The sequence below is a fragment of the Promicromonospora sp. NPDC057488 genome (assembly GCF_042802395.1).
Taxonomy (GTDB): Bacteria; Actinomycetota; Actinomycetes; order Actinomycetales; family Cellulomonadaceae; genus Promicromonospora.
In genome coordinates, this window is sequence record NZ_JBHVEG010000063.1 from 1 (window position 1) to 24,620 (window position 24,620).

Here is a 24,620-nt window from a genome sequence, read left to right on the forward strand (position 1 = left end):
GCGGGACACCTGATCAGGTGTCCCGCCCACAGTTCTACTTCGCTGACGTTCTACTTCGCCGGCTTGAAAACTCTTAGCGTGCGACGCGGCCGCCACGGCGGACGCGAAGCGCTTCCAGCGCCTCCTCGAGAAGGGCGGCGCCGTCCTCGTCGGACCGACGCTCCTTCACGTAGGCGAGGTGCGTCTTGTACGGCTCGTTCCGCACCGGACTCGGCGGGTTCACCGGGTCCATGCCGGCGGGGAAGCCGCACCGCGGGCAGTCCCACTGCGTGGGAGCCTCGACGTCGTCGCCCACCGAGAAGCTCGGTGCTGTCTCGTGCCCGTTGGCACACCAGTAAGAAACTCGGACACGCGGGGCCGTGTCGCCCCGCTCTGTCTCCCCGAGGGGGCCGGCGCCTACCCGGCTCCCCCGAATCGCATGACCGCCTGATGCCACGTCTGTCGTCCCCTCTGTGTGTGGCCGTCAGCTGCTAGGCGCTTGGCGACCGGGTCAGCTGACCTTCTGGATGAGTCCGAGCAGGACGATCACCACGGCCCACACGAGGGCAAAGGCGATTGTGATGCGATTGAGGTTCCGCTCGGCCACGCCGGACGAACCGGCGCCCATCGAGATACCGCCACCGAACATGTCGGACAGACCGCCACCCTTGCCCTTGTGGAGCAGGATGAGCATGGTGAGAAAGCCGCTGGTCAGGACCAGCAGGACTTCCAGGATGATGCGGAGCGCGTCCACGGTTCACGTCCTCGGTTGTAGATGTGCCGGGCGTTCTCCCGGCGGCGGATTCGGGTCAAGAGTAAGCGAGACGTACCTCACAGTGCGAACCCCCTGATCAGGGGTTTATGGGACCCGGATCTGGCGTCGCACGCGGAACATCACGCCCGAGTGAGGGTACCTCAGGCAGGTTGCGGGACGGTCTCACGACCGAACGTGTCAGACCCACAGATCACTCCCGTGACCTGTGGGTCTGACACGTCAAGCCGAAGCCTTGGAGCTGGTTCACGCGACGTCCTCGGTCGCCTGCGACCGACGCTCCGCTCCGGGCGAGTGCCTCGTTCCTCGGCCCTCACCCTGCACTGCGCTCTGGTCTCAGGCGACGACGTGGGACTGGTAGCGCGCGATCTTCGCGAACTCCTCGGGGTCCAGGCTCGCGCCGCCCACCAGGGCGCCGTCGACGTCCGGCTGCGCCATGATCTGCGCGACGTTGCCCGACTTGACCGAGCCGCCGTACAGCACGCGGACGCCCTCGGCGGCGGTCTGGTCGCACAGCTCGCCCAGCACGCGGCGGATCGCGCCGCAGACCTCCTGCGCGTCGTCCGGGGTGGCGACCTCGCCGGTGCCGATGGCCCAGACGGGCTCGTAGGCGATGACGATCTTGGCGATCTGCTCGGCCGGCACGTCGGCCAGCGCGGCCTCGACCTGCGCGAGGGTGTGCGAGACCTGGTTGCCCGCCTTGCGGACCTCCAGGCCCTCGCCGACGCACAGGATCGGGGTCAGGCCGTGCGCGAACGCGGCGCGCACCTTGGCGTTGACGACGTCGTCCGACTCGGCGTGGTACTCACGGCGCTCCGAGTGGCCGATCACCACGTAGGTGCAGCCGAGCTTGTTCAGCATCGTGCCCGAGATCTCGCCCGTGTAGGCGCCGGACTCGTGCCGGGACAGGTCCTGGGCGCCGTAGACGATCTCCAGCTTGTCGGCGTCCACCAGCGTCTGCACCGAGCGCAGGTCGGTGAACGGCGGGATGACCGCCACCTCCACCGCGGTGTAGTCGTGCTTGGCGTCCTTCAGGGTCCAGGACAGCTTCTGGACCGTGCTGATCGCCTGCTGGTGGTCCAGGTTCATCTTCCAGTTGCCCGCCATCAGCGGCGTGCGGGTGGTAGCCACGTGCTTCTTCTTTCTGTTCGGAGGTACGTCAGGTCAGACAGCGGGACTCAGTCGGCGAGCACCGTGAGGCCGGGGAGCTCCTTGCCCTCCAGCAGCTCCAGGCTCGCGCCACCACCGGTCGAGATGTGGCTGAACCCGGCCTCGTCGAAGCCGAGCACGCGCACGGCCGCGGCCGAGTCGCCGCCGCCCACGATGGAGAACCCGCCGGCGGCCGTCGCGTCGATGATGCCCTGCGCCACGGCCTTGGTGCCGTCGGCGAACGCCTCGAACTCGAACACGCCCATGGGGCCGTTCCAGGCGATGGTCTTAGCGTCGGCCAGCTTGGCGGCGAACAGCTTGCCGGACTCGGGGCCGATGTCGAGGCCCATGGTGCCGTCGGGGATCGCGTCGGCCGCGACCACGCGGTGCGCGGCGTCGGCGGCGAACGAGTCCGCCGCGACGATGTCGGTCGGCAGCACGATCTCGACGCCGTTGGCCTCGGCCGTGGCCAGGTAGCCCTTGACCGTCTCGATCTGGTCGTTCTCCAGCAGGCTGTTGCCCACCGACTGGCCCTTGGCCGCGAGGAACGTGAAGACCATGCCGCCGCCGATGAGCAGGCGGTCAGCCTTGGTCAGCAGGTTGGCGATGACGCCCAGCTTGTCGGAGACCTTGGAGCCGCCGAGCACGACGGCGTAGGGGCGCTCCGGGTCGCCGGTCGCCTTGGACAGCGACTCGACCTCGTTGAGCACCAGGTCGCCGGCCGCGGCGGGCAGCACCTGCGCGATGTCGTACACGGAGGCCTGCTTGCGGTGCACCACGCCGAAGCCGTCCGAGACGAACGCATCCGCGAGCTGCGCCAGCTCACCGGCGAGCTCGGCACGCTCCGCGTCGACCTTCGAGGTCTCGCGGGCGTCGAAGCGGACGTTCTCCAGGAGGGCGACCTGGCCGTCGGCCAGGGCGTCAACCGTGGCCTTCGCGGACGGGCCCACGAGGTCCTGCGCGAGCGGGACGTCCTGGCCGAGCAGCTCGCCCAGGCGGGCGGCGACGGGGGCCAGGGAGTACTGGGGGTCCGGCGCGCCCTTGGGGCGGCCCAGGTGGGCCAGCACGACGACGCGCGCGCCGGCGTCGGCCAGGCGCGTCAGCGTGGGCAGGGCGGCGCGGATACGGCCGTCGTCGGTGATCTTCGTGCCGTCCAGCGGCACGTTGAAGTCGGAGCGGACCAGGACGCGCTTGCCGCGCAGGTCGCCGAGGGAGTCGATGGTCTTCATGAGCACTCCAGGTCGGGGACCGGCCGCCAGGAGAGGCCGGTCGAGGTTCCGTACATGACGACGTCCGCGTGCGCCGGCTGGCCGATGCGCACGCGGACGTCAGAGTTCACGCTTCCGAGAGAGCTGTCAGAGCTTCTCGCCGACGAACACGGTGAGGTTCACGAGGCTGTTCGAGTAGCCCCACTCGTTGTCGTACCAGGAGACGACCTTGACCTGGTTGCCGATCACCTTGGTGAGCTTCGCGTCGTAGATGCTCTGGTGCGGGTTGGTCACGATGTCCGAGGAGACGATGTCGTCCTCGACGTACTCCAGGATGCCCTTGAGCGGGCCCTCGGAGGCGGCCTTGACGGCGGCGTTGACCTCGTCGATGGTCACCTCGCGCGACGCCTCGAAGGTGAGGTCCGTGGCCGAGCCGGTGATGACCGGCACGCGCAGGGCGTAGCCGTCCAGCTTGCCCTTCAGCTCCGGCAGCACCAGGGCGACGGCCTTGGCGGCACCCGTGGTGGTCGGCACGATGTTCTGCGCGGCGGCGCGGGCACGGCGGAGGTCGCTGTGCGGGCCGTCCTGCAGGTTCTGGTCACCCGTGTAGGCGTGGATCGTGGTCATGAGGCCACGCTCGATGCCGACCGAGTCGTTCAGCGCCTTCGCCAGCGGCGCGAGGCAGTTCGTGGTGCACGACGCGTTCGAGATGATGTTGTGCGCGGCCGGGTCGTACAGCTCGTGGTTGACGCCCATGACGAACGTCGCGTCCTCGTTCTTGGCCGGGGCCGAGATGATGACCTTCTTGGCGCCGGCGTCGATGTGCGCCTTCGCCTTGGTGGCGTCGGTGAAGAAGCCCGTGGACTCGATGACGATGTCCGCACCCAGCTCGCCCCAGGGGAGGTCGGCGGGGTTGCGCTCCGCGAGCGCACGGATCTTCTTGCCGTCCACGATGATGTTCTCGTCGTCGAAGTCGACCGACTTGCCGAAGCGGCCCAGCGTCGTGTCGTACTTGAGCAGGTGCGCGAGCGTCTTGTTGTCGGTGAGGTCGTTCACGCCCACGACCTCGATGTCCGCACCCGACTCCACGAGAGCCCGGTAGAAGTTCCTGCCGATACGGCCGAAGCCGTTGATGCCGACGCGGATGGTCACAATGCCCTCCTCAGGGGCGCCGGCCGTCCCGGCGCACACGTTTCCTTGGATCTGACGCCACTGCCGTCGATGCCCGACAGTCAGTGCGTTGCCAGGGTGTTTCCGGGCGCCGCGACCCCGCGACGACCCGAAGGGGAAACGCGATGGTCACGGCGTCGTCACCTGACGATTTCGAGCCTATACCCGAACCGCACCGAACCGTGACCCGAGCCGGACAGCCTGGAACTCCCGGTTCTGTCCTTTCCCACAAAAACAGATCACAGATCGAGCAGGTCCGCCGACAGCCCCGCCTCGGTGTCCGGGATGCCCAGCTCGAGGGCGCGCTTGTCCGCCGTCGACAGCAGCCGGCGGATCCGGCCCGCCACCGCGTCCTTGGACAGCTGCGGCTCGGCCAGGCGGCCCAGCTCCTCCAGCGACGCCTGCTTGTGCGCCAGGCGCAGCTCACCGGCCTGGCGCAGGTGCTCGGGCAGCTCGTCGCCCAGGATCTCGAAGGCCCGCTGCACGCGCGCGCCGGCGGCCACGGCGGCCCGGGCGGAGCGGCGGAGGTTGGCGTCGTCGAAGTTGGCCAGGCGGTTGGCGGTGCCCCGCACCTCGCGGCGCTCGCGCCGCTCCTCCCAGACCTTCAGGGTCTCGGGTGCGCCGATGCGCTCCAGCATGCGGCCGATGGAGTCGCCGTCGCGGATCACCACGCGGTCGATGCCGCGCACCTCGCGGGACTTGGCCGCCACGCCCAGGCGGCGGGCCGCCCCGACGAGCGCGAGCGCCGCCTCCGGGCCCGGGCTGGTCACCTCGAGCGCCATGGAGCGGCCGGGCTCGGTCAGGGAGCCGTGGGCCAGGAACGCGCCGCGCCAGACGGCCTCGGCCTCCTGCACGCCGGCGGAGACGACCTCGGGGGCCAGGCCCCGCACGGGGCGGCCACGGGCGTCGAGCAGGCCGGTCTGGCGGGCCAGGGACTCGCCCTCGCGCACCACGCGCACCACGAACCGGGAGCTCTTGCGCAGGCCGCCGGCCTGCACCACGATGAGCTCGCTCGTGTGCCCGTACAGGTCGTGGATGGCGTGCCGGAGCCTGGTGGCGGCCGACTCGGTGTCGAGCTCCGCCTCGATCACGACCCGACCGGAGATGATGTGGAGGCCGCCCGAGAAGCGCAGCGTCGCGGAGACCTCTGCCTTTCGGCAGGACGTCTTCGCCACCCGCACCCGCGCGAGCTCCTCCTTGACCTGTCCCGTGAGCGCCATGGCGTCATCCTGCCATGGTCATGTACGGGTTAACCCGGTGGAATCGCGGAAACTCGGGCGAATTGTCCCGGCGTGTCGCATCATGAGGTGGGTCCGACGCCGCCCGATGCGGCCCCGGACCGCGGGTCCTGGGCGGCCCGTGCCGTGATGCCCCGCGCGTCCAGGATCGGACGTACGCCCTCGGCGAACCAGTAGGCCTCCTCCAGGTGCGGGTACCCGGACAGCACGAACTCGTCGAAGCCGGCGTCGTGGTACTCGGCGACCAGGTCGGCGACCTCCTCGTGGCTGCCCACCAGCGCGGTCCCCGCGCCGCCCCGGACCAGCCCGACGCCGGCCCACAGGCCGGGGTGGACCTCCAGGTCCCGGGCGGTGCCGCGCGCGGCGAGCCGGCCGCCGTCGTGCAGCGCGGCCATGCGGCGCTGGCCCACCGAGCCGGACGTCGTCAGGACGCGCTGGGCGCCGGCGACCTGCTCCGGGCTCAGCTCGTCGAGCCAGCGCTGGGCCAGGTCCCAGGCGTCGGCCGACCGGTCCCTCGTCAGGACGTGCAGGCGGATGCCGAACCGCAGGGTGCGACCGCGGGCGGCGGCCAGCTCGCGGACGCGCTCGATCTTGCGCCGCGCCTGGTCCGGCGGCTCGCCCCAGGTCAGGTAGACGTCGGCGTGCTCGGCGGCGACCGGGAGCGCGGCGTCGGACGACCCGCCGAACCAGATCTCGGGCGCCGGGTCGGGCGCGGCGAGGATCCGGGCCCCCTCGATGCGGTAGTGCCGCCCGGTGTGGTCGAACGCCGCCGGGCCGTCCGGCGCGCCGGCGGACCACACGCCCCGCAGCACGCGCAGGAACTCGGCGGTGCGGTCGTAGCGCTCGTCGTGGTCCAGGTGGTCGCCGAACCGGCGCATCTCGACCTCGTCGCCGCCCGTGACGACGTTCAGCAGCACCCGCCCGCCCGTGAACCGCTGCAGGGTGGCCGCCATCTGCGCGGCCAGCGTCGGGGACACCAGCCCAGGGCGCAGCGCGACCAGGTACCGCAGCCGCCCGGTCTGCCCGGCCAGCGCGGCGGTGGTCAGCCACGCGTCCTCGCACCAGGTGCCGGTGGGCGTGAGCACGGCGTCGTACCCGAGGCGGTCCGCGGCCCGCGCGACCTCGCCGAGGTAGGCGACGGTGGGCTCACGCAGCCCGCTGACGCCGGTGCCGCCCGCCGCCTCCTTGGCGTGCGCGCTGCCCACGATGCCGCGGGCGTCGCCGTTGGTCGGCAGGAACCAGTGGACGCCGGCGGGACGGCGGGGCGGCGTCGTCATGCGGCGGCTTCCGCGGGGACCCCGCCCGAAGCCGTGAACCCGGCCGCCCGCCGGGCGTCGCGCGGGCCCCACAGGTCGGTGGTGACCTCGGCCCGGACCAGCGGGATGACCTCGGCCGCGAACCGGCGCAGCACGTCCTGCTGGTGCTCCGGCTCCAGCAGGTGGTTGACCGAGACCGCTTGCAGCACGTGCCCGAACGTGCCGTGGTAGTCGAGGATCTTCTGCGCCACGCGCTCGGGCGAGCCGACCAGCGCCGGGCCGCGCTCGACGGCGTCCTCGACGGTGCGGAAGCTGGTCACCTTGCCGATGGCGCCCGGCGCGTGCTTGCGCGAGTCCTGCTGGCGCACCTGACCCTCGTAGATGGGCCGGTACTGCTCGATCGCCTCCTCGGTGGTGTCGGCCAGGAACAGGCCGCCGGAGCCCGCGCCCACGAACCCGTACGCCGGGTCGTGCCCCGCGGCCGCGTACCGCTCGCGGTACCGGTCGATGAGCACCGCGTAGTTCTCGCGGGGCTGGAGCGCGTTGGCGCTGACGATCGGGTCGCCGTGCTCGGCCGCGAGGTCGACGGCGAACTGCGACGTCGCCGAGCCGTGCCAGATGCGGAACGGCCCCGCGAACGGGCGCGGGAGCGTGGTGGCGTGCTCCAGCCGATGCCGGTGCCGCCCCTCCCAGGTGACGTCCTCGGAGGAGAGCAGCAGCCGCAGCAGCTCGTAGTTCTCCCGCAGGTACTCGTACTGCTTGGCGATGTCCAGGCCGAGCAGCGGGTACTGCAGGTCCTCGTTGCCCTTGCCGATCACGATCTCCAGGCGGCCGCGGCTGAGCTGGTCGATGGTGGCCAGGTCCTCGGCGAGCCGGATCGGGTCGTGCAGGGACAGCACCGTGACGCCGGTGGACAGCAGGATGCGGGACGTGCGGGCGGCGATGGCGCCCAGCAGCACCGTCGGGGCCGAGGACAGCACCGGGCCGGCGTGCCGCTCCCCCACCGCGAACGAGTCGAACCCGAGCTCCTCGGCGAGCACGGCGGTGTCCACGATCCGGTTCAGCCGGTCGGCGGGCGGCACCTCCCGGCCGGTGACGGGGTGGGGCGGGTTGAACGCGATGTCCAGGACCTGGAAGCGCATCAGGCCGCCACCTCCCGCGCCGCCGCGGCGCGGTCCCGCTCGGCCACCCCCTCCTGGACCAGCGGGATGACGTACCGGCCGAAGTCGATCGCGTCGTCGAGCAGGTCGTAGCCGCGCGCGGAGATCACCCGCACGCCCAGGTCGTAGTACGCGAGCAGGGCCTGCGCCACCTGCTCGGGCGTGCCGACCAGGGCGTTGGAGTTCCCGGCGCCGCCGGTCGCCTTCGCCGTGGCGGTCCACAGCGCGGTGTCGAACCGCTCGCCCTGGGCGGCGATCTCCAGCAGGCGCTGGGAGCCCGCGTTCTCGGGCTTGTCGATCGGGTGGCGTCGGCTCAGGACGCCGCCCTGGGCGGCCTTGCGCGCCTCGATCCGGTCCAGGATCGCGTGCGCCTTCTCCCAGGCCAGCTCCTCCGTCGGCGCGATGATCGGCCGGAACGCGGCGTGGATGCGCGGTGGCGTCGCCCGGCCGACGGCCGCCGCCTCGGCGTGCACGCGGGCGATCTGCTCGGCGGTGCGGTCCAGGGGCTCGCCCCAGACGGCGTAGATGTCGGCCTCCGCGGCGCCCACGGGGTAGGCCGCCTCGGACGAGCCGCCGAACGAGATGGTCGGCACGTGGCCCTCGACCGGCTTCACGTCCAGCACGAAGTCGTCGAGGTCGTAGAACTCGCCGTGGTGGTCGAACGGCTCCGCGCTGGTCCAGGCCCGCCTGACGATCTGGATGTACTCGCGGGTGCGGGCGTACCGCTGGTCCTTGGTGAGGGTGTCGCCCTCGCGGCCCTGCTCGTGGTCGTTGCCGCCCGAGATGAAGTGCACCGACAGCCGCCCGCCCGAGAGCTGGTCCAGGGTCGCGAACGTCTTGGCCGCGTACGTCGGGTAGGAGACGTTGGGCCGGTGCGCCAGCAGCAGCTCGATGTCCGGCACGTGCGCGGCGACGTGCGCCGCGAGCGCCGCCGGCTCCGGCCCGGAGGAGCCGTAGGCGAACAGGATGCGGGTCCAGCCGTTGTCCTGGTGGGCGCGCGCGATGCGCACCAGGTAGTCGGGGTCGAAGGGCGCGGTGGTGCGGGCGGTGGTCTCGGAGGCGTCGCTGGTGGCGGCGATGCCGAGGAACTCGACGGGCATGAGGGTTCTCCTTCGTTCGGTACGGGTAGGTCGTCAGACGCCGCTGGCCACTCGGCCGGGGCTGGTCGCGGCTCGGTCGCCGGTCCCCCACGCGTGGGCCAGCAGCTCGAACGAGCGGCGGGTCTCGGCGGGGTCGTGGGTGGCGGTGGTGACCAGCAGCTCGTCGGCCCCGGTGACGCGGACGAGCGTCTCCAGGCGTTCGACGACGGTGTCCGGGTCACCGACGATCCGCGTGTCGACGCGGTCGGCCACGAGCGCGCGCTCGGCGTCGGGCCGGTCGGTCCAGGCGGTCGCGGCGGACGGCGACGGGTACGCGATGGCGCCGCGCTCGCCGCGGCGGATGGACAGCACCCAGTCGGCGAAGGGCTCGGCGAGCACACGGGCCCGTTCGAGGGTCTGCGCGACGAGCACGTCGGCCGAGACGACGACGTACGGCTCCTCCAGGACGCCGGGCCGGAATGCCTCCCGGTAGGCCGCCACCGTGTCGAGCACGGTGGCGGGGCTGACATGGAAGTTGGCCGCGAGCGGCAGGCCCAGCTCGCCCGCCACCCGGGCGCTCTCGCCCCCGCTGGACGCGAGGAGCCAGAGGTCGAACTGGGCACCCTCGACGGGCGGGCTGGTGTAGGCACCGCCGCTGCGGTCGCGGTAGGTGCCGCGCTGGACGTCGAGCACGAGCTCGACCTCCTCGCGGAAGTCCGCGGGCTCGCGCTGCGCGCCGATCACCTCCTGCTGGGCAAGGATCCGCTCGCGCAGCGCCGGGTCGTTGAACCCGTTCGGTGGCGCGGGCGGCACGTACAGCCCGTCCACGAGCCGCGGCACGGCTCCGGCCGCTGCCCGCCCGCCGTCGAACGTAGGCTTGCTCGGGTTCTCGGCTGCCTTGGCGCGACCGTTCCTACGTTCGTCGCCCTCGGGCGCGGCGGCGTCCGCGGCGCGGGGCGCGGCGGGTGACCGCGGGACCGTGAACGCGCGGCCCAGGCCCAGGTCGACCCGGCCGGGGTGCAGGGCGGCGATGGTGCCGAACTGCTCGGCGGCGATCAGGGGCGACGTCGTGGACAGCAGCACCGCCCCGGAGCCGACACGGATCCGCGAGGTGCGGGCGGCGACGGCGGCCGCGAGGACGGCGGGCGCCGCGGAGGCGACGCCGGGCGCGAGGTGGTGCTCGGCATACCAGACGCGCCGGTAGCCGAGGGCGTCGAGGTCGACCGCGAGCGCCACGGCCCGCTGGATGGCCGCGGCGCCGGTGGAGCCGTCGGCGACGAGGGCGAGGTCGAGCACGGACAGGGGTACGCGGGTACCGGTGGCGCGGTCGGTGGCTGGTTCGGTCATGCGGCTCACTCCTCCGTCTTGGGCAGGCCGGGCGGGTTGGTCTCGGCGCGGTCGACGGCCTCGACCTGCAGGCCCCAGCGCTCCAGGACCTGCTGGTAGGAGCCGTCCTCGATGGCGTGGTTGAGGGCGGCGGTGACCGCGTCGGCGGCGTCGGCGCCCTTCTTGGTGGCCACCGCGATCTGCGCGGTGTCGGGCCAGCCGCCGTTCAGGGTGCCGACCACCTTGAAGTCCTCCGGGGAGACGGCGGCCTGGTAGGCGAGCGACGCGTTGGGGCCCACGTAGGCCTCGACGCGGCCGGACTGGAGGGCGAGCAGCACGTCGGAGAGCTGCTCGTAGTACTCGGGGCCCTGGATGGGCTCCAGGCCCTCTTCCTGGTTGAGCCGGTCCCACTCGAGCAGGATCTTCTCCTGGTTGGTCCCGGAGCCGACGCCGACGATCTTGCCCGCGATGTCCTCGCGGTCCTCGATGACCAGGTCGGAGTCGGCGGCGGTGAGCCAGCCGAGCTCGTCGACGCGGTAGCTGGAGAAGTCGATGGTCTCCTTGCGCTCCTCGGTGACGGTGACGTTGGAGATGACGGCGTCGACGTCGCCGGACTGGAGGGCGAGCGGCCAGTCGGCCCAGGCCTTGACCTCCAGGTTCAGGTCCTTGCCGAGGGCGTCGGCGACGAGCTGGGCGATGTCGGTCTCGTGGCCGATCGGCGTCTTGTCGTCGTCGGCGAGGAAGACCAGGGGCGGGGCGCCGCCGCCGCTGACGGCGACGGTGATCTCGTCCTTGTCGGCCCACTCGTCGGGCAGCAGGGCCACGGCGTCGGCGGACTCGGTGCTGCGGATGCGGTCCTGTTCGGGGCTGGTGCTGACCTGCAGGCCGGCGGACTCGGGCGCGTTCTCGGCGAGGCCGGCGGCCTCCTCGGTCTCGGGGCGCTCGGTGCTGGCGGCCGAGCAGGCGGCCGTGAGGGCGAGCAGCGGCACGGCGGTCAGGGCGAGCAGGCGGCGGGTGGCGCGTCGGGAGACGGTCACGGTGGTTCCCTTCGGGGCGGGGGTCGGGGTGGGGTTCAGGTGGAGGTCGAGGGTCACAGGACCTTCTCCAGGAAGGCCCTGGTGCGGTCGTTGGCGGGGTTGTCGAGCACGTCGGCGGGCGGTCCCTGCTCGACCACGACGCCCTCGTCCATGAAGACGACGGTGTCCGCGATCTCGCGGGCGAACCCGACCTCGTGGGTGACGACGACGAGGGTCGTGCCGGTGCCGGCGAGCTCCTTGATGACGCCGAGCACCTCGCCGACCAGCTCGGGGTCGAGGGCCGACGTCGGCTCGTCGAAGAGCACGACGGCGGGGCGCAGGGCGAGGGCGCGGGCGATGGCGACGCGCTGCTGCTGGCCGCCGGAGAGCTGCCGGGGCCGGTCGTCGGCCCGGTCGGCGAGCCCGACGCGGGCCAGCAGCTCGCGGGCCTCCGCCTCGGCCTCGGCGCGCGGCCGGCCCTGGGCGAAGATCGGCGCCTCGACGATGTTCTCCAGCACGGTGAGGTGCGGGAAGAGGTTGAAGTTCTGGAAGACGAACCCGATGCGGGTGCGCCGCCGCAGGATCTCCCGCTCGGTGAGCTCGCGCAGGGTGTTGCCGCGCCGGGCGTACCCGATGAGCTCGCCGTCCAGGGACACGAACCCGCGGTCTACCTTCTCCAGGTGGTTGATGGCGCGCAGCAGTGTCGACTTGCCCGACCCGGACGGGCCGATGATCGCGGCGACCTCGCCCGGCCGGACGGTCAGGTCCACGCCGCGCAGCGCCTCCAGCAGGCCGTACGACTTGTGCACGCCCCGGATCTCCAGCAGTCCCCCGGTCATGCGGCACCTCCCTTCGGTCCGGTGGTCGTGGTGCGCGGGGCGACCCACCGCCCGACCCGGACGCGCGCGGCCAGGGCGGGCGGGACGCCGTCGGGCACGGGAGCGCCGGTGAGGCGCGACCAGCCGACCTGGAGCTCCCAGCGCACGCGCTGGACCGGTGTGGGCGGCAGGGTGCGCAGCGCGCCCTTGGCGTAGTGCCGCTCGACGTAGTACTGGACCACCGTGATGAGGGTGGTGAGCGCCAGGTACCAGATCGCGGCGACGATCAGGAGCGGCACCACGCGGCCGTTGCGGCCGTAGATGACGCTCACGATGTAGAACAGCTCGCCGTACGCGAGCACGTACACGATCGAGGTGCCCTTGAGCAGGCCGATCACCTCGTTCACCGCCGTGGGCACGATGGACCGCATGGCCTGCGGCAGGATGATGCGCCGCACCTGCCGGTGCCGCGGGAGGCCCAGGGAGGCGGCGGCCTCGTGCTGCCCCTGGTCGACGCCGAGGATGCCGGCGCGGACGATCTCCGCGCTGTACGCCGCCTGCGACAGGCCGAGGCCCAGGATCGCGGCCCAGAACTTGTCGATCAGGTCGAGCGTGTCGAAGAACAGGAACTCGGGCCCGAACGGGATGCCGAGGCTGAGCACCGGGTACAGGTACGCGAGGTTGTACCAGAGCAGGAGCTGCAGCAGCAGCGGCACCGAGCGGAACACCCACGTGTAGGCCCACGAGACGGCCTGCAGCAGGGGCGAGCGGGACAGCCGCATCAGGGCCAGCACGGTGCCGAGCGCGAAGCCCACGATCGACGCCGTCACCGTGAGCCGCACCGTGGCCCACGCGCCCTCCAGGATCGAGGGCCACGTGAGGTAGCGGGCCACGACGTCCCACTCCCAGCGGTCGTTCGTGACCAGGGAGGAGACCACCATGGCCAGCAGCACGCCGACCACCGCGGTGGCGACCCAGCGGCCCGGGTGCCGGGCCCCGACGACGCGCAGGTCCTCGTCGGACGGTCCGGCCTGCGCCGGGTCGTCCCCGCCCGGGGGCAGGCCGGGCGGCGGGTACAGCAGGCGGGACTCGCCCTCGGCCAGGTCGGCACTCATGTCGTCAGCCATTTCTCGAACGGGAGCGGGCCGAAGGGCTGCTCCTCTGCCGGGTCGGCGGGCTCGCCGGCGGCGGCCGCGGTGAGCGGCGTGTAGCCCGTGGAGCGGTACAGACCCGCCGCCTCCGGCTGGCGCGGGCCCGTGGTCAGGTACAGCCGCGGGTAGCCCAGGTCGCGGGCCCGCGTCTCCAGCTCGGCCAGGACCCGGCGCGCCAGCCCCCGGCGCCGGTGGGCGTCGTGGGTCCAGATGCGCTTGAGCTCGGCCGTGGGCACGGCCGGGACGCCGTCCGCGTCCCGTACGTCGGGGCGCGCCAGGCGCGCGGCCTCCCCCAGCTCCGGCTCCAGCCGACGCCGGAACGCGCCGCCCGCCACCGGCTCGCCGTCGGCCAGGAGCAGCACCAGGGAACCGACCGGCGGGGCGAACTCCTCGGCGGCGTAGTGCGCCATCTCGGCCCGGTGCTGCTCCTCCGTGAGCAGGTCGTGGTACCGGGCGCGGTACTCGACCGAGAGCCCGGCGAGCAGCGGCTCGACCAGCGGGTCGGACAGGTGTACGTCCCGCACCTCGATCGCGGCGTGCGCCCACGGGGACGCCGAGACGGCGGTCACCGGGGTGCCTTCTCGCCCGCGGTGACGGCGAACGGCAGGTGGTTGCCCGCCACCGGGGCCGGGCACGTGCCGAACTCGGTGAACGCGTACGGCAGGTTGATCGCCCGGTTCAGGTCCAGGCGCAGCGTGCCCGAGGTGCCGGGGGCCCGATCGTCCTCGGCCTCGGCCTGGGCCTCGGCCGGGTCGGACGCCGCCGGCGCGGTGACGTGCAGGACCCGCCACGGCGCGACGCCGTCCGCCTCGTCGCTGAACAGCAGGGTGGGCGCCGCCGGGGTGCCGGTCAGCGCGAGCGTCGTGACCGTGTCGCCGTGCACCACGTCGACCTCGCCGACCACCTGCACGTGGTGCACGAGGCGCGGCTGGGCCGCCCCGACCGTCACGCGCTCGGGCTGCTCGTACCAGGTCACGCGGGCGTCCAGCACCCACGCCGGGTCGTGCTCGAACGCCGGGACGCCCGTGAACCCGGCGCGGGTCGCCGCCCGCGGGTCCCGCGGGCGCAGGCCGTACCGGCCCGTGCGCAGCACCACCTCGACGGCGATCTCCCGCTCGGGGTCGGGGGTGGCCTCCTCGCCCGAACCCGCCAGACCTTCCGGCAGGAACGTACCCAGGACCAGCGACCGGCCCTCGTCGACGGTCACCGACGTCGGACCGTGCTCCGCCACCCGCTCGCCCCGCAGCGCCGTCGTGTCCCCCGGCGCGGGCCGGGTGTGCAGCGTGCGGTCCACGACCCACCACTCCCCCGGCAGGCCCGGCAACCGCCCGGGCTCCGCCGTCGGCCACAGGAGCCCCGTCAGGCTCAGCCAGCCGTGCGGCTCCCGCAGCCCGCTCTCCCGCTCCGCACGCCACGCGGCGTGCTCCCGGGCGGCGTCACCGGCGCTCGCGGCGTCGGCGCTCGCGGCGTCCGGGCTCGGCGCGTCGTCGGTCGCCGTGCGCAGTGCCTCGGTCATGTCAGGTCCTTCCGGTCGGGGTGCGCAGGGGTACGGGCACCGGGGATCGCCGCGATCAGCTCGGCGGTGTAGGGGTGGGCGGGGTGGTCGAAGACGCGCGCGACGGGCCCGGTCTCCACCAGCCGGCCGCCGCTGAGCACGCCCACGTGGTCGGCGACCTGTCGCACCACGCCCAGGTCGTGCGAGATGAACAGGTAGGTGAGGCCGCGCTCGGCGCGCAGCCGGGCCAGCAGCTCCAGCACGCGGGCCTGCACGGAGACGTCGAGCGCCGACGTGGGCTCGTCGAGCACGAGCAGCTCCGGGTCCAGGGCCAGCGCCCGCGCGATCGCGACCCGCTGGCGCTGCCCGCCCGACAGCTCGGCGGGCCGCCGTCGGGCCAGGTCCGGGGAGAGGTGCACCTGCTCCAGGAGCTGCGCGACCCGGTCGCGCCGCTCGGCGCGGGTGCCGACGCGGTGCGCCCGCAGCGGCTCCTCCACGACGGCGGCGACCGTGAAGCGCGGGTCCAGGGACGAGTACGGGTCCTGGTGCACGAGCTGGGTCCGGCGGCGGGTCGTGCGGTCGGCGCCCACGGGCGCGCCGTCCAGCTCGACGACACCGGCGTCCGGCCGCTCCAGCCCCAGCACGAGGCGCGCGGTGGTCGACTTGCCCGACCCCGACTCCCCCACCAGCGCGAACGCCGACCCGCGCGGCACGGCGAACGACACGTCGTCGACGGCGCGCAGCCGCTCGCGCCGGCCGAGGCGGAACTTCTTGACGAGGCCGCGGACCTCCAGCAGCGCGGGCGGCGGGGCCTCCTCGGGGGCGGCGTCGACGACCGTGGCGGAAGTCGTCGTGGCGGAGGTCGTCGCGGCGGAGGTCGTCCCGGCGGAGGTCGTCGCGGCCGCGTGGTCGGCCGTGCTCGGGGCTGGTTCGCCCTGCACCCCGCCCGCGGGACCCGCGTCTGCGGCGTAGCCGCTTGGCACATTATTTCTGCCGGGTACGGCCGCGACCAGTTCCCGCGTGTACGGGTGCTCGGGCGCGCCCAGCACGCGGGCGGCCGGACCCTCCTCGACCACCACGCCGTCCTTGAGCACGACCACGCGGTCGGCCCGGTCGGCGGCCACGGCCAGGTCGTGCGTGATGAGCAGCACCGCCGTGCCCGCGCGGCTCGTGAGGTCCGCGAGCAGGTCGAGCACCCGCCGCTGCACGGTCACGTCCAGGGCCGACGTCGGCTCGTCGGCGATCACGAGCTCCGGCTCGCAGGCCATCGCGATCCCCACGAGCACGCGCTGCCGCATGCCGCCCGAGAGCTGGTGCGGGTACTGCCGCGCCCGCTCCCTGGGCCGGTCGAGCCCCACCTCGGCCAGGATCTCGACGGCGCGTTCCCGGGCGGCCCGGCGCGGCGTGCCGTGCACGACGAGCGCCTCGGCCACCTGCTCCCCCACGCGCACCACCGGGTCCAGCGCGGTGCCCGGGTCCTGCGGCACCAGCCCCACCCGGACGCCGCGCACGCGCCGCCAGGCGTCCGGGAGCAGCCCGGTCAGCGCCGCCGAGCCCTGGCCCGTGCCGAGGTGCGCCGAGCCCCCGGTGACCCGGCCGCCGTCGGGCAGCAGGCCGATCAGGGCGTGGGCCGTGGTGGACTTGCCGCTCCCGGACTCGCCCACCAGCGCGACCACCTCGCCCGGCCGCACGTCCAGGTCGACGCCGTGCACCACCTCGGTGTCGCCGTACGCGACGCGCAGGCCGCGCACGCGCAGCAGGGCGTCCGACGGCGCCTGGGCGTCCGCTCCCCCGGCCGCGGGCGCGGCGTCCGCCGCCGGTGTGGCGCCCGCCGTCGGGCCGGTCCTCGTCGTCAGCGTCATCGGTCCGTCCTCGTCTCGCGGGTGAGCGCCCGCCCGAGCACGCCGACGGCGAGCACGAACAGCGCGATGACCAGGCCCGGCAGCGTCGAGTACCACCAGGCCACGGCCAGGTAGTCGCGCCCCTCGGCCACCAGCGAGCCCCACTCGGGCGTGGGCGGCGTGGCGCCGTACCCGAGGAAGCTCAGGGCCGAGACCGCGAGGATCACCGCGCCGAGCTCGACGGCCGCGAGCGCCAGCACCGGCCCGGCGGCGTTGGGCAGCACGTGCCGCAGCAGCACCGCGCCGCGGCTCGCGCCGGCGAGCCGCGCGGCCTCGACGTAGGTCGCGTGCCGTACCCGCAGCACCTGGCTGCGCATGACGCGGGCGAACGTGGCCACCGAGGCGACACCCACGGCGATCGCGACCTTGACGGTGCCGAAGCCGAGCGCGGTGACGACGGCGAGGGACAGCAGCAGGCCGGGGATGGCGAGCAGCACGTCGGTGGCGCGCATGAGGGCGTCGTCGACGGGGCCGCCGAGGAACCCGGCGAGCAGCCCGACGCCGGAGCCGGCCACCAGCGCCACGCCGATCGCGAGCAGCGCGGCCCGCACGGACAGGCTGGTGCCGTGCACGGTGCGGGCGAACAGGTCGCGGCCCAGGTGGTCGGTGCCGAACCAGTGGGCGGCGCCGGGCGCCTGTAGTTTGTCGGCGGGGACGCCGGTGATCGGGTCCTGGCCCGTGAAGAGGCCGGGCACGAGCGCCCAGGCCAGCACCAGGGTCACCACGGCGAGCGCCACGAGGGCGGCGGGCCGGGTGCGCAGCAGGGCGAGGGCGGCGCTCATCGCGCACCTCCCCCCGTGCGGCCGTGGCCGCCGGCGAGCACCCGCGGGTCGAGCAGGGGGTGCACGAGGTCCACCAGGAGGCTGGTGCCGACGAACACGGCGGCGGCGACGACCACGAGCCCCTGGACGACGGGGATGTCCTGCGTGGTGACGGCGTTCTCGACGAGGCGGCCGAAGCCCTGGCGGGAGAACACGGTCTCGACCACGACTGTGCCGCCCAGCAGGTTGCCCACCAGCACGCCGAGCACGGTGACGGTGGGCAGGGACCCGTTGCGGGCCACGTGCGCCCCGAGCACGCGGGCCCGCCCGGAGCCCTTGGCGAACGCCGTCTCGACGTACGGCGCGCGCCACGCCTCGCGCAGGCCCTGGGACAGCACCTGCGCGACGACGGCGGCCAGCCCGACGGCGAGCGTGACCGCGGGCAGCACCAGCGACGCGAACCCCTCGTTGCCGACCGCCGGGAAGACGAACCAGGTGAACGAGAACAGGTGGAGCAGCACGAGGCCCACCCAGAACCCGGGCACCGCGACGCCGAGCGGCGGCAGGGCGAGCAGCAGGTCGCGCAGCCAGGCGGCGCGGGTCCAGGACGCGAGCACCGCGATGCCGACGCCGCCCGCCAGGCCCAGCACGAGCGCGAGGCCGGCGAGCTTGGCGGTCTCCGGGAACGCGTCCGCGATGAGCCCGGTCACGGGCGCGCCGCTGCTGATGGAGGTGCCGAGGTCGCCCGTCAGCGTGCGGCCGAGCAGCGTCAGGTACTGCTGCACGGGGCCCTGGTCGAACCCGTACCGCTCACGCAGCTCGGCCACGCGGGCCGGGTCCACGCGCTCGCCGCCGGCGCCCTGGTCGAGCATGATCGCGACGGGGTCGCTGGGCAGCAGGTACAGGATCAGGTACGAGACCGTGAACGCCGCCCAGAGGACCGCGACGGCGCCGCCGAGGCGGCGCAGCACGTAGGCCGTCATCACTCCTGCTCGATCCAGGCGTCGTGGAACAGCAGCCGGGAGGAGGCGTCGAACGTGACGCCGTGCACGTCGCCGCGCACCCCGATGGACTGGGCCAGCTCGAACAGCGGGACCGCGAGGGCCTGGTCCAGCAGCGCCTCCTGCGCCTCGGCGGCGATCGTGTCGCGGGTGGCCGGGTCGGCCTCGCCGAGCTGCTCGTCGAGCAGCGGGTCGACGACGTCGTCGGGCTCGCGCAGGCTGAGGTTGCGCTGGGCCGTGGAGAACTGGGTGCGCAGGATGTCGGCGTCGGCCCGCGTGACGTTGTAGTAGTAGAAGTCGTAGTCGCCGGAGTCCTGGGCGGTGGTCTGCTCGGCGGCCGTGAGCTGGCGGAGCGTCAGGTCGACGCCGACGGCGCGCAGCTGCTGGGCCACGAGCTCCAGGACGGGCCCGCTGCCGGTGAACACCGGGGTGTAGGTCACCTCGATCTCCAGCGGCTCGCCGTCCTTCTCGCGGATGCCGTCCGGCCCGAGGGCCCACCCGGCGTCGTCGAGGATGCGGCCGGCCTCCTCCGGGTCGAAGGCGAGCCGGTCGGACAGGTCCGCGTAGCCCGGCGTGGTGGAGGCGAGGATGCCGGTGGCCGGCTCGAACGCGTCGGACAGCACCGTGTCGACCAGCTCCTGGCGGTCGATCGCCACCAGCAGGGCGCGGCGCACCTCGACGTCGTCCAGGGGCGCACGGGTCAGGTTGGGCTGCAGCACGAACGGCACCCCCGGGTTGGCGCGGGTCAGCACCGCGCCGCCGGAGCCCTCGATCTGCGGCACGTCCTGCGGCAGCACGTCGCCGACGGCGTCGAACTGGTCGGACGCGAGCCCGCCGGCCCGCACGCCCGACTCCGGTACCACGGAGAACTCGATGCGCTCCAGGTAGGCGTCGCCCTCGTGCTCGGCCGACGCGGGCGCCCAGTCGTAGCCCTCGCGGCGGGTGACGACGGCGCCCTGGTCCTGGGTGTAGCTCTCCAGGAAGAACGGGCCGGAGCCGACGACGTCGCCCTGGAGGCGCTCGGCCGGGTCCACCGCGGCGGTCTCCTCGGCCAGGATCGCGAGCGACACCGTCGAGGTGGCCTGCAGGAACTGCGCGTTCGGCTCGTCGAAGACGACGGTCGCGGTGAGCTCGTCGGGCACCTTGGTCTGCTCGTAGCCCGCGAGGTAGCTCGCCGCGAGCGGCGCGGTGGCCCCGAGGTCGCCCACGATGGCGTCGAAGCTCGCCTTGACGTCCGCGGAGTCCAGCGCGCTGCCGTCCGAGAACGTGACGCCGTCGCGCAGGTGGAAGGTGAAGCGCGTCAGGTCGTCGCTGACGTCCCAGCTCTCCGCGAGCCACGGCCCGATCTCACCCGTCTCCGGGTCCTGGTCGGTCAGGGAGTCGGCGAGCTGCCGCGCCACGTAGATGCTCACGTTGGAGCCGACCTGCTGCGGGTCCACGCCCTGCGGCGCGGCGCCGAGCGCGAACTTGAGCGTGCCGCCCGGGGTCGGCTCGGCGGCTGTGGCGCCCGAGGCGGCACCCGACGCGGCGTCCGGTCCGGCGCAGCCGGTCAGGGCGAGGCCGGCGGCCAGGGCCGCGCCGACGACGGCGGTCGCCCTGGCAGCGCGCGGGCGGGTCTCGGGGCCGGTCTTGGAGCCGGTCTCGGGGCTGGTCGTGGCGGGGTGCGGGCGGTTCGGGACCATGCGGGTTGTCCTCTCGGGGCACGGCGAGGCGGGCCTGCGTGCAGGTGCGCGAAGGCCCGTCACCGAAGGTGACGCGGGGGGGGCGAGGTGGGTTGGTGCCGCGGGTGCGGCGGACGCGCTGCGAGCGCGGGGTGACGGGCGCGGGCTGCCGGGCGCGGGGGCGCCGGCCGGGCTACCCGGGCGCGGTCAGCGGCCGGCGGGACAGCTGCGGGGGACGCGACACATCGAGCGGGCGTGCGCGATCCGCACCGTGCCGTTCATCGCTCGTGCCATGCCGGTCTCCCTCCGATTCGAATTTCCTATCGGACTGATAGGAATTCGGTGTGCGGGGAAGTTACGACCGCCCGCCGAGCGTGTCAACGGTGTCCAGGAGGGGTCTCGCATATCGGACGGCGTCCGACCGGGGCGCCCCGGAGCGGGACGACGACGGGCCGCGCACCGGCACGACGGATCGTGCGAGCGCGCGGCCCGGGAGCCGGCGGAGGGTCAGACGTCGCCGTAGACGCCCTCGAAGACGTCGCGGTAGGCCGCGGCCAGGCGCAGCCCGTCGTGCCGGGCGGTGTCGTCACCGCGACGGACCTGGCGCATGATCACGCGCGCCCCCATGGACGCGGCCGCGGCCTCCAGGGCCGCGACGTCCTCGACGGCGGACGGGTCGGCCAGCACGGCGTCGATCCGCAGCCCGGGCGCGTGCTTGTGCAGCGCCTCCAGGTGGTCGACGGCGGTCAGGCCCTCCGTCTCGCCGTTCTCCGCGGACAGGTTGAGGGTCACGCAGCGCCGCGCCTTGGTGACGTGCAGGGCGTCCGCGAGCGCGGGCACCAGCAGGTGGACCAGCACGGACGAGTACCAGGACCCGGGGCCCAGGACCACCCAGTCGGCGTCGAGCACCGCCTGCACAGCCTCCGGCGAGGCCGGCGGGTCGGCGGGGAGCAGCCGGAGCTGCTCGATGCGCCCCTCGGTCACGGCGACCTTGCTCTGCCCGATCACCGTCTCCAGGGGCGCCTCCGGCTCACCGGGCGCGGAGGCGTGCCGTACGTCGGCCTCGACCACGAGCGGCACCGAGGCCATCGGGAGCACGCGGCCGCGGGCGCCGAGCAGGCGGCCCACCCAGTCCAGGCCCTCGACCGCGTCACCGAGGAGCTCCCAGAGCGCGACGATGAGCAGGTTGCCCATGGCGTGGTTGTCCAGCTCGCCGGTCGACGAGAAGCGGTGCTGCAGCATCGCGCTCCAGGTGCGGCCCCACTCGGAGTCGTCGCACAGGGCCGCGAGCGCCATCCGCAGGTCGCCGGGCGGCAGCACGTCGAGCTCGTCGCGCAGCCGGCCGGACGAGCCGCCGTCGTCGGCCACCGTCACCACCGCGGTGAGGCGGTCCGACATGAGCCGTAGCGCGGACAGGCTGGCGGACAGGCCGTGGCCGCCGCCGAGGGCGACGACCGACGGGTTCTTGCTCCACTCCGGTGCGGGGACGTCGGGCACTCCCGGCGCGTGCGGGATCATTCGCGGCCCAGATCACGCGCCGAGACGGAGACGAGCTGTCCCCGGGCGCGCAGCCGGTCGGCGATGGCGTCCGACATGGCGACGGAGCGGTGCTTCCCGCCCGTGCATCCCACGGCGATGGTCACGTAACGCTTCTCCTCGTTGAGATAGCCGGCGAGCACCGGGGCCAGGGCGTCGACGTACCGGTCCGCGAACTCCACGGCGCCCGGACGGGCGAGCACGTAGTCGCGAACTGGCTGGTCACGCCCCGTCAGGTGTCGCAGCTCGGTGATCCAGTAGGGGTTGGCCAGGAACCGTACGTCCACCACGTGGTCGGCGTCCAGGGGGATGCCGTACTTGAAGCCGAACGAGATCACGTTGATGCGGAGCTGCTCGGTGGCGTCGTGCGCGAGCCAGGCCCGGATCTCCCGCGCGAGGTCGTGCACGGACAGGTCGGAGGTGTCGATCCGCAGGTCGGCACGCTCGGCCAGGGTGGCCACCACGGAGCGCTCCTCGGCGATGCCGTCCAGGATCCGGCCGTCGCCCTGCAGGGGGTGCGGGCGGCGCACCTGCTCGAAGCGGCGGACCAGCACCTCGTCGGTCGCGTCCAGGAACAGGATCCGGTAGGCCACCCCGGCCTCCGACATGTGCACGAGCACCTTGTCGAGCTCCGAGAAGAACTGCCGGCCGCGCACGTCCACGACCACGGCGACGCGCTCGATGCTGGAGCCCTTGGCCATGAGGTCGACCAGGGGCACGAGCATCATGGGCGGCAGGTTGTCGACGACGTACCAGTCGAGGTCCTCCAGCACGGCGGCGGCCCGGGACCGGCCGGCGCCGGACATGCCGGTGATCACCAGGACCTGCGGTTCGCTGCGCTCGGGGGTGTGCGTGGCGGCCTCGACCGCGGCGATTCCCTCGGGGGCCGTGGTGGGCGACGGCTCGGTGTTGCTCATGGCACCTAGCATGCCAGCGTCACGCCTTCAGGGCGGCCACGACGGCCTCCGCGGTCTTGTCCCCCATCCCCCGCACACTGGCGATCTCCTCGACGCTGGCGGCCTTGAGCCGCTTGAGCGAGCCGAAGTGGGTCAGCAGCACCTTCTTGCGCGCCGGGCCGAGCCCGGGGACGTCGTCGAGCACGGAGGCGGTCATGCCCTTGCTGCGCCGCCGGCGGTGCTGCGTGATGGCGAACCGGTGTGCCTCGTCGCGGACGCGCTGCAGCAGGTACAGGCCCTCGCTGGAGCGCTGCAGGATGACGGGGTAGTCCTCGCCCGGGAGCCACACCTCCTCCAGGCGCTTGGCCAGGCCGCACAGCGCGACGTCGGTGATGCCGAGCTCGTCCAGGGCGCGCTTCGCGGCGGCGACCTGGGGCGGGCCGCCGTCGACCACGACGAGGCTGGGCGGGTAGGCGAACCGCGCCTTCTCCTCGGGGGCGTCGGCCGCGACCTCGCCGCCCGGCAGCGGCCCGGGCAGGTCGGCGCCGGCCGGGTCCTCGCCCGCGGAGATCTCGACGTCGTTCGACCTGAGCCGGTCGGCGAGGTAGCGCTTGAACCGGCGCGTGATGACCTCGTGCATCGCCTCGGTGTCGTCGCGGGCGCCGTCGCCGTCCGAGCCGCGGATGCTGAACGAGCGGTACTCGCTCTTGCGGGCCAGGCCGTCCTCGAAGACCACCATGGACGCCGACTGGAAGGTGCCCTGGGTGTGCGAGATGTCGTAGCACTCGATGCGCAGGGGCGCCGAGTCCAGGTCGAGCGCCTCCTGGATCTCGCGCAGCGCCTGGCTGCGGGTCGTGAGGTCGCCCGCGCGCCGGGTGCGGTGCAGCATCAGCGCGTGCTCGGCGTTCTTGCGGACCGTCTCGGCGAGCTCCTTCTTGTCGCCGCGCTGCGGCACGCGCACGTCCACGCGGGAGCCGCGCAGGCCGGTGAGCCAGGCGCCGACCTGGTCCAGGTCGGGCGGCAGCACGGGCACCAGCACCTCGCGGGGCACGGCGTCGCGCGCCTCCGGGCCGGTGGTCTCCTCCGCGGAGCCGTAGACCTGCTGCAGCAGGTGCTCCACGAGCTCGCCGTCGCTGATGTCCTCGACCTTCTCGACCACCCAGCCGCGCTGGCCGCGGATACGGCCGCCGCGCACGTGGAACACCTGGACGGCGGCCTCCAGCTCGTCGCCCACCAGCGCGAACACGTCGGCGTCGGTGGCGTCGCCCAGCACCACGGCGTTCTTCTCCGTGGCGCGGCGGAGCGCCTCGATGTCGTCACGCAGGCGGGCGGCCTGCTCGTACTCCATCTCGGCCGCGGCCTCCTGCATGCGCTTGGTCAGCCGCCGCTCGAACTTGGCGGTGTCGCCCGCCATGAAGTCGCAGAAGTCCAGCACCAGCGCGCGGTGGTCGTCCACGCTGATGCGGCCCACGCACGGCGCGGAGCACTTGTCGATGTACCCGAGCAGGCACGGCCGCCCGGACTGGCCCGCGCGCTTGTAGACGCCGGCCGAGCAGGTGCGGATCGGGAACACCCGCAGCAGCAGGTCGAGCGTCTCCCGGATGGCCCAGGCGTGCCCGTACGGGCCGAAGTACCGCGTGCCCTTGCGCTTGGCCCCGCGCAGCACCTGGGCACGCGGCACCTCCTCGCCCAGGGTGACGGCGAGGTACGGGTAGGACTTGTCGTCCCGGTACTTCACGTTGAACCGCGGGTCGTACTGCTGGATCCAGGTGAACTCCAGGGCGAGCGCCTCGACCTCGGTGCCCACCACCGTCCACTCGACCGACGCCGCGGTGGTCACCATCCGCTGCGTGCGCTCGTGCAGGTGCGCCACGTCCTGGAAGTAGTTCGCCAGGCGCTGGCGCAGGTTCTTCGCCTTGCCCACGTAGATGACCCGGCCGTGCTCGTCGCGGAACCGGTAGACACCGGGCGACGTCGGGATCTCTCCCGCCTTGGGTCGATAGGTTGCTGGATCCGCCATGGCACAAACCTATGCGCTGCCACTGAC

Annotated in this window: 22 protein-coding genes; all 22 read right to left on the reverse strand. The window is 73.5% G+C overall.

The genetic code is table 11. From position 1 onward, the window contains the following. Positions 1–73: 73 nt before the first annotated feature. Positions 74–436 carry an RNA polymerase-binding protein RbpA gene (locus ACFU5G_RS14740; protein ID WP_377245755.1) on the reverse strand — a complete coding sequence of 121 codons (363 nt, stop codon included), beginning with the start codon at positions 434–436 and terminating at the stop codon, positions 74–76. A 54-nt stretch (positions 437–490) separates the two neighbouring features. Then, a complete protein-coding gene (secG, locus tag ACFU5G_RS14745; RefSeq protein WP_020014806.1) occupies positions 491–733 on the reverse strand; it encodes a preprotein translocase subunit SecG in 243 nt (80 codons plus the stop codon). A gap of 354 nt (positions 734–1,087) precedes the next feature. Then, entirely contained in the window at positions 1,088–1,858 is a 771-nt protein-coding gene (gene tpiA / locus ACFU5G_RS14750; RefSeq protein WP_377245814.1) for a triose-phosphate isomerase, read from the reverse strand. Between the two features lie 71 nt (positions 1,859–1,929). Next, a complete protein-coding gene (locus tag ACFU5G_RS14755; RefSeq protein WP_377245758.1) occupies positions 1,930–3,129 on the reverse strand; it encodes a phosphoglycerate kinase in 1,200 nt (399 codons plus the stop codon). 126 nt (positions 3,130–3,255) lie between these two features. Continuing rightward, positions 3,256–4,260, reverse strand: a complete 1,005-nt coding sequence (gene gap / locus ACFU5G_RS14760; protein WP_020014802.1) for a type I glyceraldehyde-3-phosphate dehydrogenase — start codon at positions 4,258–4,260, stop codon at positions 3,256–3,258. Between the two features lie 257 nt (positions 4,261–4,517). After that, positions 4,518–5,498, reverse strand: a complete 981-nt coding sequence (gene whiA, locus ACFU5G_RS14765) for a DNA-binding protein WhiA (RefSeq protein ID WP_020014801.1) — start codon at positions 5,496–5,498, stop codon at positions 4,518–4,520. Positions 5,499–5,578: 80 nt separating this feature from the next. Further along, positions 5,579–6,793 (reverse strand): LLM class flavin-dependent oxidoreductase, encoded by a 1,215-nt coding sequence (locus tag ACFU5G_RS14770; RefSeq protein WP_377245761.1) that lies wholly within the window; start codon positions 6,791–6,793, stop codon positions 5,579–5,581. Next, on the reverse strand, positions 6,790–7,914 hold the full coding sequence (locus tag ACFU5G_RS14775) for an LLM class flavin-dependent oxidoreductase (RefSeq protein WP_377245764.1): 1,125 nt from the start codon (positions 7,912–7,914) through the stop codon (positions 6,790–6,792). Before ACFU5G_RS14775 ends, ACFU5G_RS14770 begins: the two co-directional genes overlap by 4 nt. After that, complete coding sequence (locus ACFU5G_RS14780) at positions 7,914–9,032, reverse strand: LLM class flavin-dependent oxidoreductase (protein WP_377245767.1); 1,119 nt, start codon at positions 9,030–9,032, stop codon at positions 7,914–7,916. The genes ACFU5G_RS14775 and ACFU5G_RS14780 overlap by 1 nt, the downstream gene beginning before the upstream one ends. 33 nt (positions 9,033–9,065) lie before the next feature. Beyond that, entirely contained in the window at positions 9,066–10,358 is a 1,293-nt protein-coding gene (locus ACFU5G_RS14785) for an LLM class flavin-dependent oxidoreductase (protein WP_377245770.1), read from the reverse strand. A gap of 5 nt (positions 10,359–10,363) precedes the next feature. Further along, the gene (locus ACFU5G_RS14790) at positions 10,364–11,431 is read right to left on the reverse strand and encodes an ABC transporter substrate-binding protein (protein WP_377245773.1); all 1,068 of its coding nucleotides are present in this window, start codon (positions 11,429–11,431) and stop codon (positions 10,364–10,366) included. Next, complete coding sequence (locus ACFU5G_RS14795; RefSeq protein WP_377245776.1) at positions 11,428–12,192, reverse strand: amino acid ABC transporter ATP-binding protein; 765 nt, start codon at positions 12,190–12,192, stop codon at positions 11,428–11,430. The genes ACFU5G_RS14790 and ACFU5G_RS14795 overlap by 4 nt, the downstream gene beginning before the upstream one ends. After that, positions 12,189–13,286 carry an amino acid ABC transporter permease gene (locus tag ACFU5G_RS14800; protein WP_377245779.1) on the reverse strand — a complete coding sequence of 366 codons (1,098 nt, stop codon included), beginning with the start codon at positions 13,284–13,286 and terminating at the stop codon, positions 12,189–12,191. The genes ACFU5G_RS14795 and ACFU5G_RS14800 overlap by 4 nt, the downstream gene beginning before the upstream one ends. Then, a complete protein-coding gene (locus tag ACFU5G_RS14805; RefSeq protein ID WP_377245782.1) occupies positions 13,283–13,891 on the reverse strand; it encodes a GNAT family N-acetyltransferase in 609 nt (202 codons plus the stop codon). The genes ACFU5G_RS14800 and ACFU5G_RS14805 overlap by 4 nt, the downstream gene beginning before the upstream one ends. Further along, positions 13,888–14,838: a DUF1684 domain-containing protein gene (locus ACFU5G_RS14810; protein WP_377245785.1), complete on the reverse strand. Its 951-nt coding sequence runs from the start codon at positions 14,836–14,838 to the stop codon at positions 13,888–13,890. The genes ACFU5G_RS14805 and ACFU5G_RS14810 overlap by 4 nt, the downstream gene beginning before the upstream one ends. Then, positions 14,835–16,679 (reverse strand): dipeptide ABC transporter ATP-binding protein, encoded by a 1,845-nt coding sequence (locus ACFU5G_RS14815; protein WP_377245788.1) that lies wholly within the window; start codon positions 16,677–16,679, stop codon positions 14,835–14,837. Before ACFU5G_RS14815 ends, ACFU5G_RS14810 begins: the two co-directional genes overlap by 4 nt. Then, positions 16,676–17,500, reverse strand: coding sequence for an ABC transporter permease (locus ACFU5G_RS14820; RefSeq protein WP_377245791.1), 825 nt, complete (start codon positions 17,498–17,500; stop codon positions 16,676–16,678). The genes ACFU5G_RS14815 and ACFU5G_RS14820 overlap by 4 nt, the downstream gene beginning before the upstream one ends. Further along, entirely contained in the window at positions 17,497–18,462 is a 966-nt protein-coding gene (locus tag ACFU5G_RS14825) for an ABC transporter permease (protein WP_377245794.1), read from the reverse strand. Before ACFU5G_RS14825 ends, ACFU5G_RS14820 begins: the two co-directional genes overlap by 4 nt. Further along, entirely contained in the window at positions 18,462–20,162 is a 1,701-nt protein-coding gene (locus ACFU5G_RS14830) for an ABC transporter substrate-binding protein (protein ID WP_377245797.1), read from the reverse strand. Before ACFU5G_RS14830 ends, ACFU5G_RS14825 begins: the two co-directional genes overlap by 1 nt. 486 nt (positions 20,163–20,648) lie before the next feature. Next, a complete protein-coding gene (gene yvcK, locus ACFU5G_RS14835) occupies positions 20,649–21,659 on the reverse strand; it encodes a uridine diphosphate-N-acetylglucosamine-binding protein YvcK (RefSeq protein ID WP_051109403.1) in 1,011 nt (336 codons plus the stop codon). After that, positions 21,656–22,594, reverse strand: coding sequence for an RNase adapter RapZ (gene rapZ / locus ACFU5G_RS14840; RefSeq protein WP_020014786.1), 939 nt, complete (start codon positions 22,592–22,594; stop codon positions 21,656–21,658). The genes yvcK and rapZ overlap by 4 nt, the downstream gene beginning before the upstream one ends. A gap of 19 nt (positions 22,595–22,613) precedes the next feature. Further along, complete coding sequence (gene uvrC / locus ACFU5G_RS14845) at positions 22,614–24,593, reverse strand: excinuclease ABC subunit UvrC (protein ID WP_377245800.1); 1,980 nt, start codon at positions 24,591–24,593, stop codon at positions 22,614–22,616. Positions 24,594–24,620 lie beyond the last annotated feature (27 nt).

Excerpts from the sequence above, each read along its gene's own strand:
- rapZ (WP_020014786.1), bottom strand. The coding sequence starts at position 22,594 with ATGAGCAACACCGAGCCGTCGCCCACCACGGCCCCCGAGGGAATCGCC.
- ACFU5G_RS14795 (WP_377245776.1), bottom strand. The coding sequence starts at position 12,192 with ATGACCGGGGGACTGCTGGAGATCCGGGGCGTGCACAAGTCGTACGGC.
- ACFU5G_RS14815 (WP_377245788.1), bottom strand. The coding sequence starts at position 16,679 with ATGACGCTGACGACGAGGACCGGCCCGACGGCGGGCGCCACACCGGCG.
- yvcK (WP_051109403.1), bottom strand. The coding sequence starts at position 21,659 with ATGATCCCGCACGCGCCGGGAGTGCCCGACGTCCCCGCACCGGAGTGG.
- uvrC (WP_377245800.1), bottom strand. The coding sequence starts at position 24,593 with ATGGCGGATCCAGCAACCTATCGACCCAAGGCGGGAGAGATCCCGACG.
- ACFU5G_RS14800 (WP_377245779.1), bottom strand. The coding sequence starts at position 13,286 with ATGAGTGCCGACCTGGCCGAGGGCGAGTCCCGCCTGCTGTACCCGCCG.
- ACFU5G_RS14780 (WP_377245767.1), bottom strand. The coding sequence starts at position 9,032 with ATGCCCGTCGAGTTCCTCGGCATCGCCGCCACCAGCGACGCCTCCGAG.
- ACFU5G_RS14825 (WP_377245794.1), bottom strand. The coding sequence starts at position 18,462 with ATGACGGCCTACGTGCTGCGCCGCCTCGGCGGCGCCGTCGCGGTCCTC.
- ACFU5G_RS14785 (WP_377245770.1), bottom strand. The coding sequence starts at position 10,358 with ATGACCGAACCAGCCACCGACCGCGCCACCGGTACCCGCGTACCCCTG.
- ACFU5G_RS14775 (WP_377245764.1), bottom strand. The coding sequence starts at position 7,914 with ATGCGCTTCCAGGTCCTGGACATCGCGTTCAACCCGCCCCACCCCGTC.
- whiA (WP_020014801.1), bottom strand. The coding sequence starts at position 5,498 with ATGGCGCTCACGGGACAGGTCAAGGAGGAGCTCGCGCGGGTGCGGGTG.
- ACFU5G_RS14830 (WP_377245797.1), bottom strand. The coding sequence starts at position 20,162 with ATGGTCCCGAACCGCCCGCACCCCGCCACGACCAGCCCCGAGACCGGC.
- ACFU5G_RS14820 (WP_377245791.1), bottom strand. The coding sequence starts at position 17,500 with ATGAGCGCCGCCCTCGCCCTGCTGCGCACCCGGCCCGCCGCCCTCGTG.
- tpiA (WP_377245814.1), bottom strand. The coding sequence starts at position 1,858 with ATGGCGGGCAACTGGAAGATGAACCTGGACCACCAGCAGGCGATCAGC.
- ACFU5G_RS14755 (WP_377245758.1), bottom strand. The coding sequence starts at position 3,129 with ATGAAGACCATCGACTCCCTCGGCGACCTGCGCGGCAAGCGCGTCCTG.
- ACFU5G_RS14770 (WP_377245761.1), bottom strand. The coding sequence starts at position 6,793 with ATGACGACGCCGCCCCGCCGTCCCGCCGGCGTCCACTGGTTCCTGCCG.
- ACFU5G_RS14810 (WP_377245785.1), bottom strand. The coding sequence starts at position 14,838 with ATGACCGAGGCACTGCGCACGGCGACCGACGACGCGCCGAGCCCGGAC.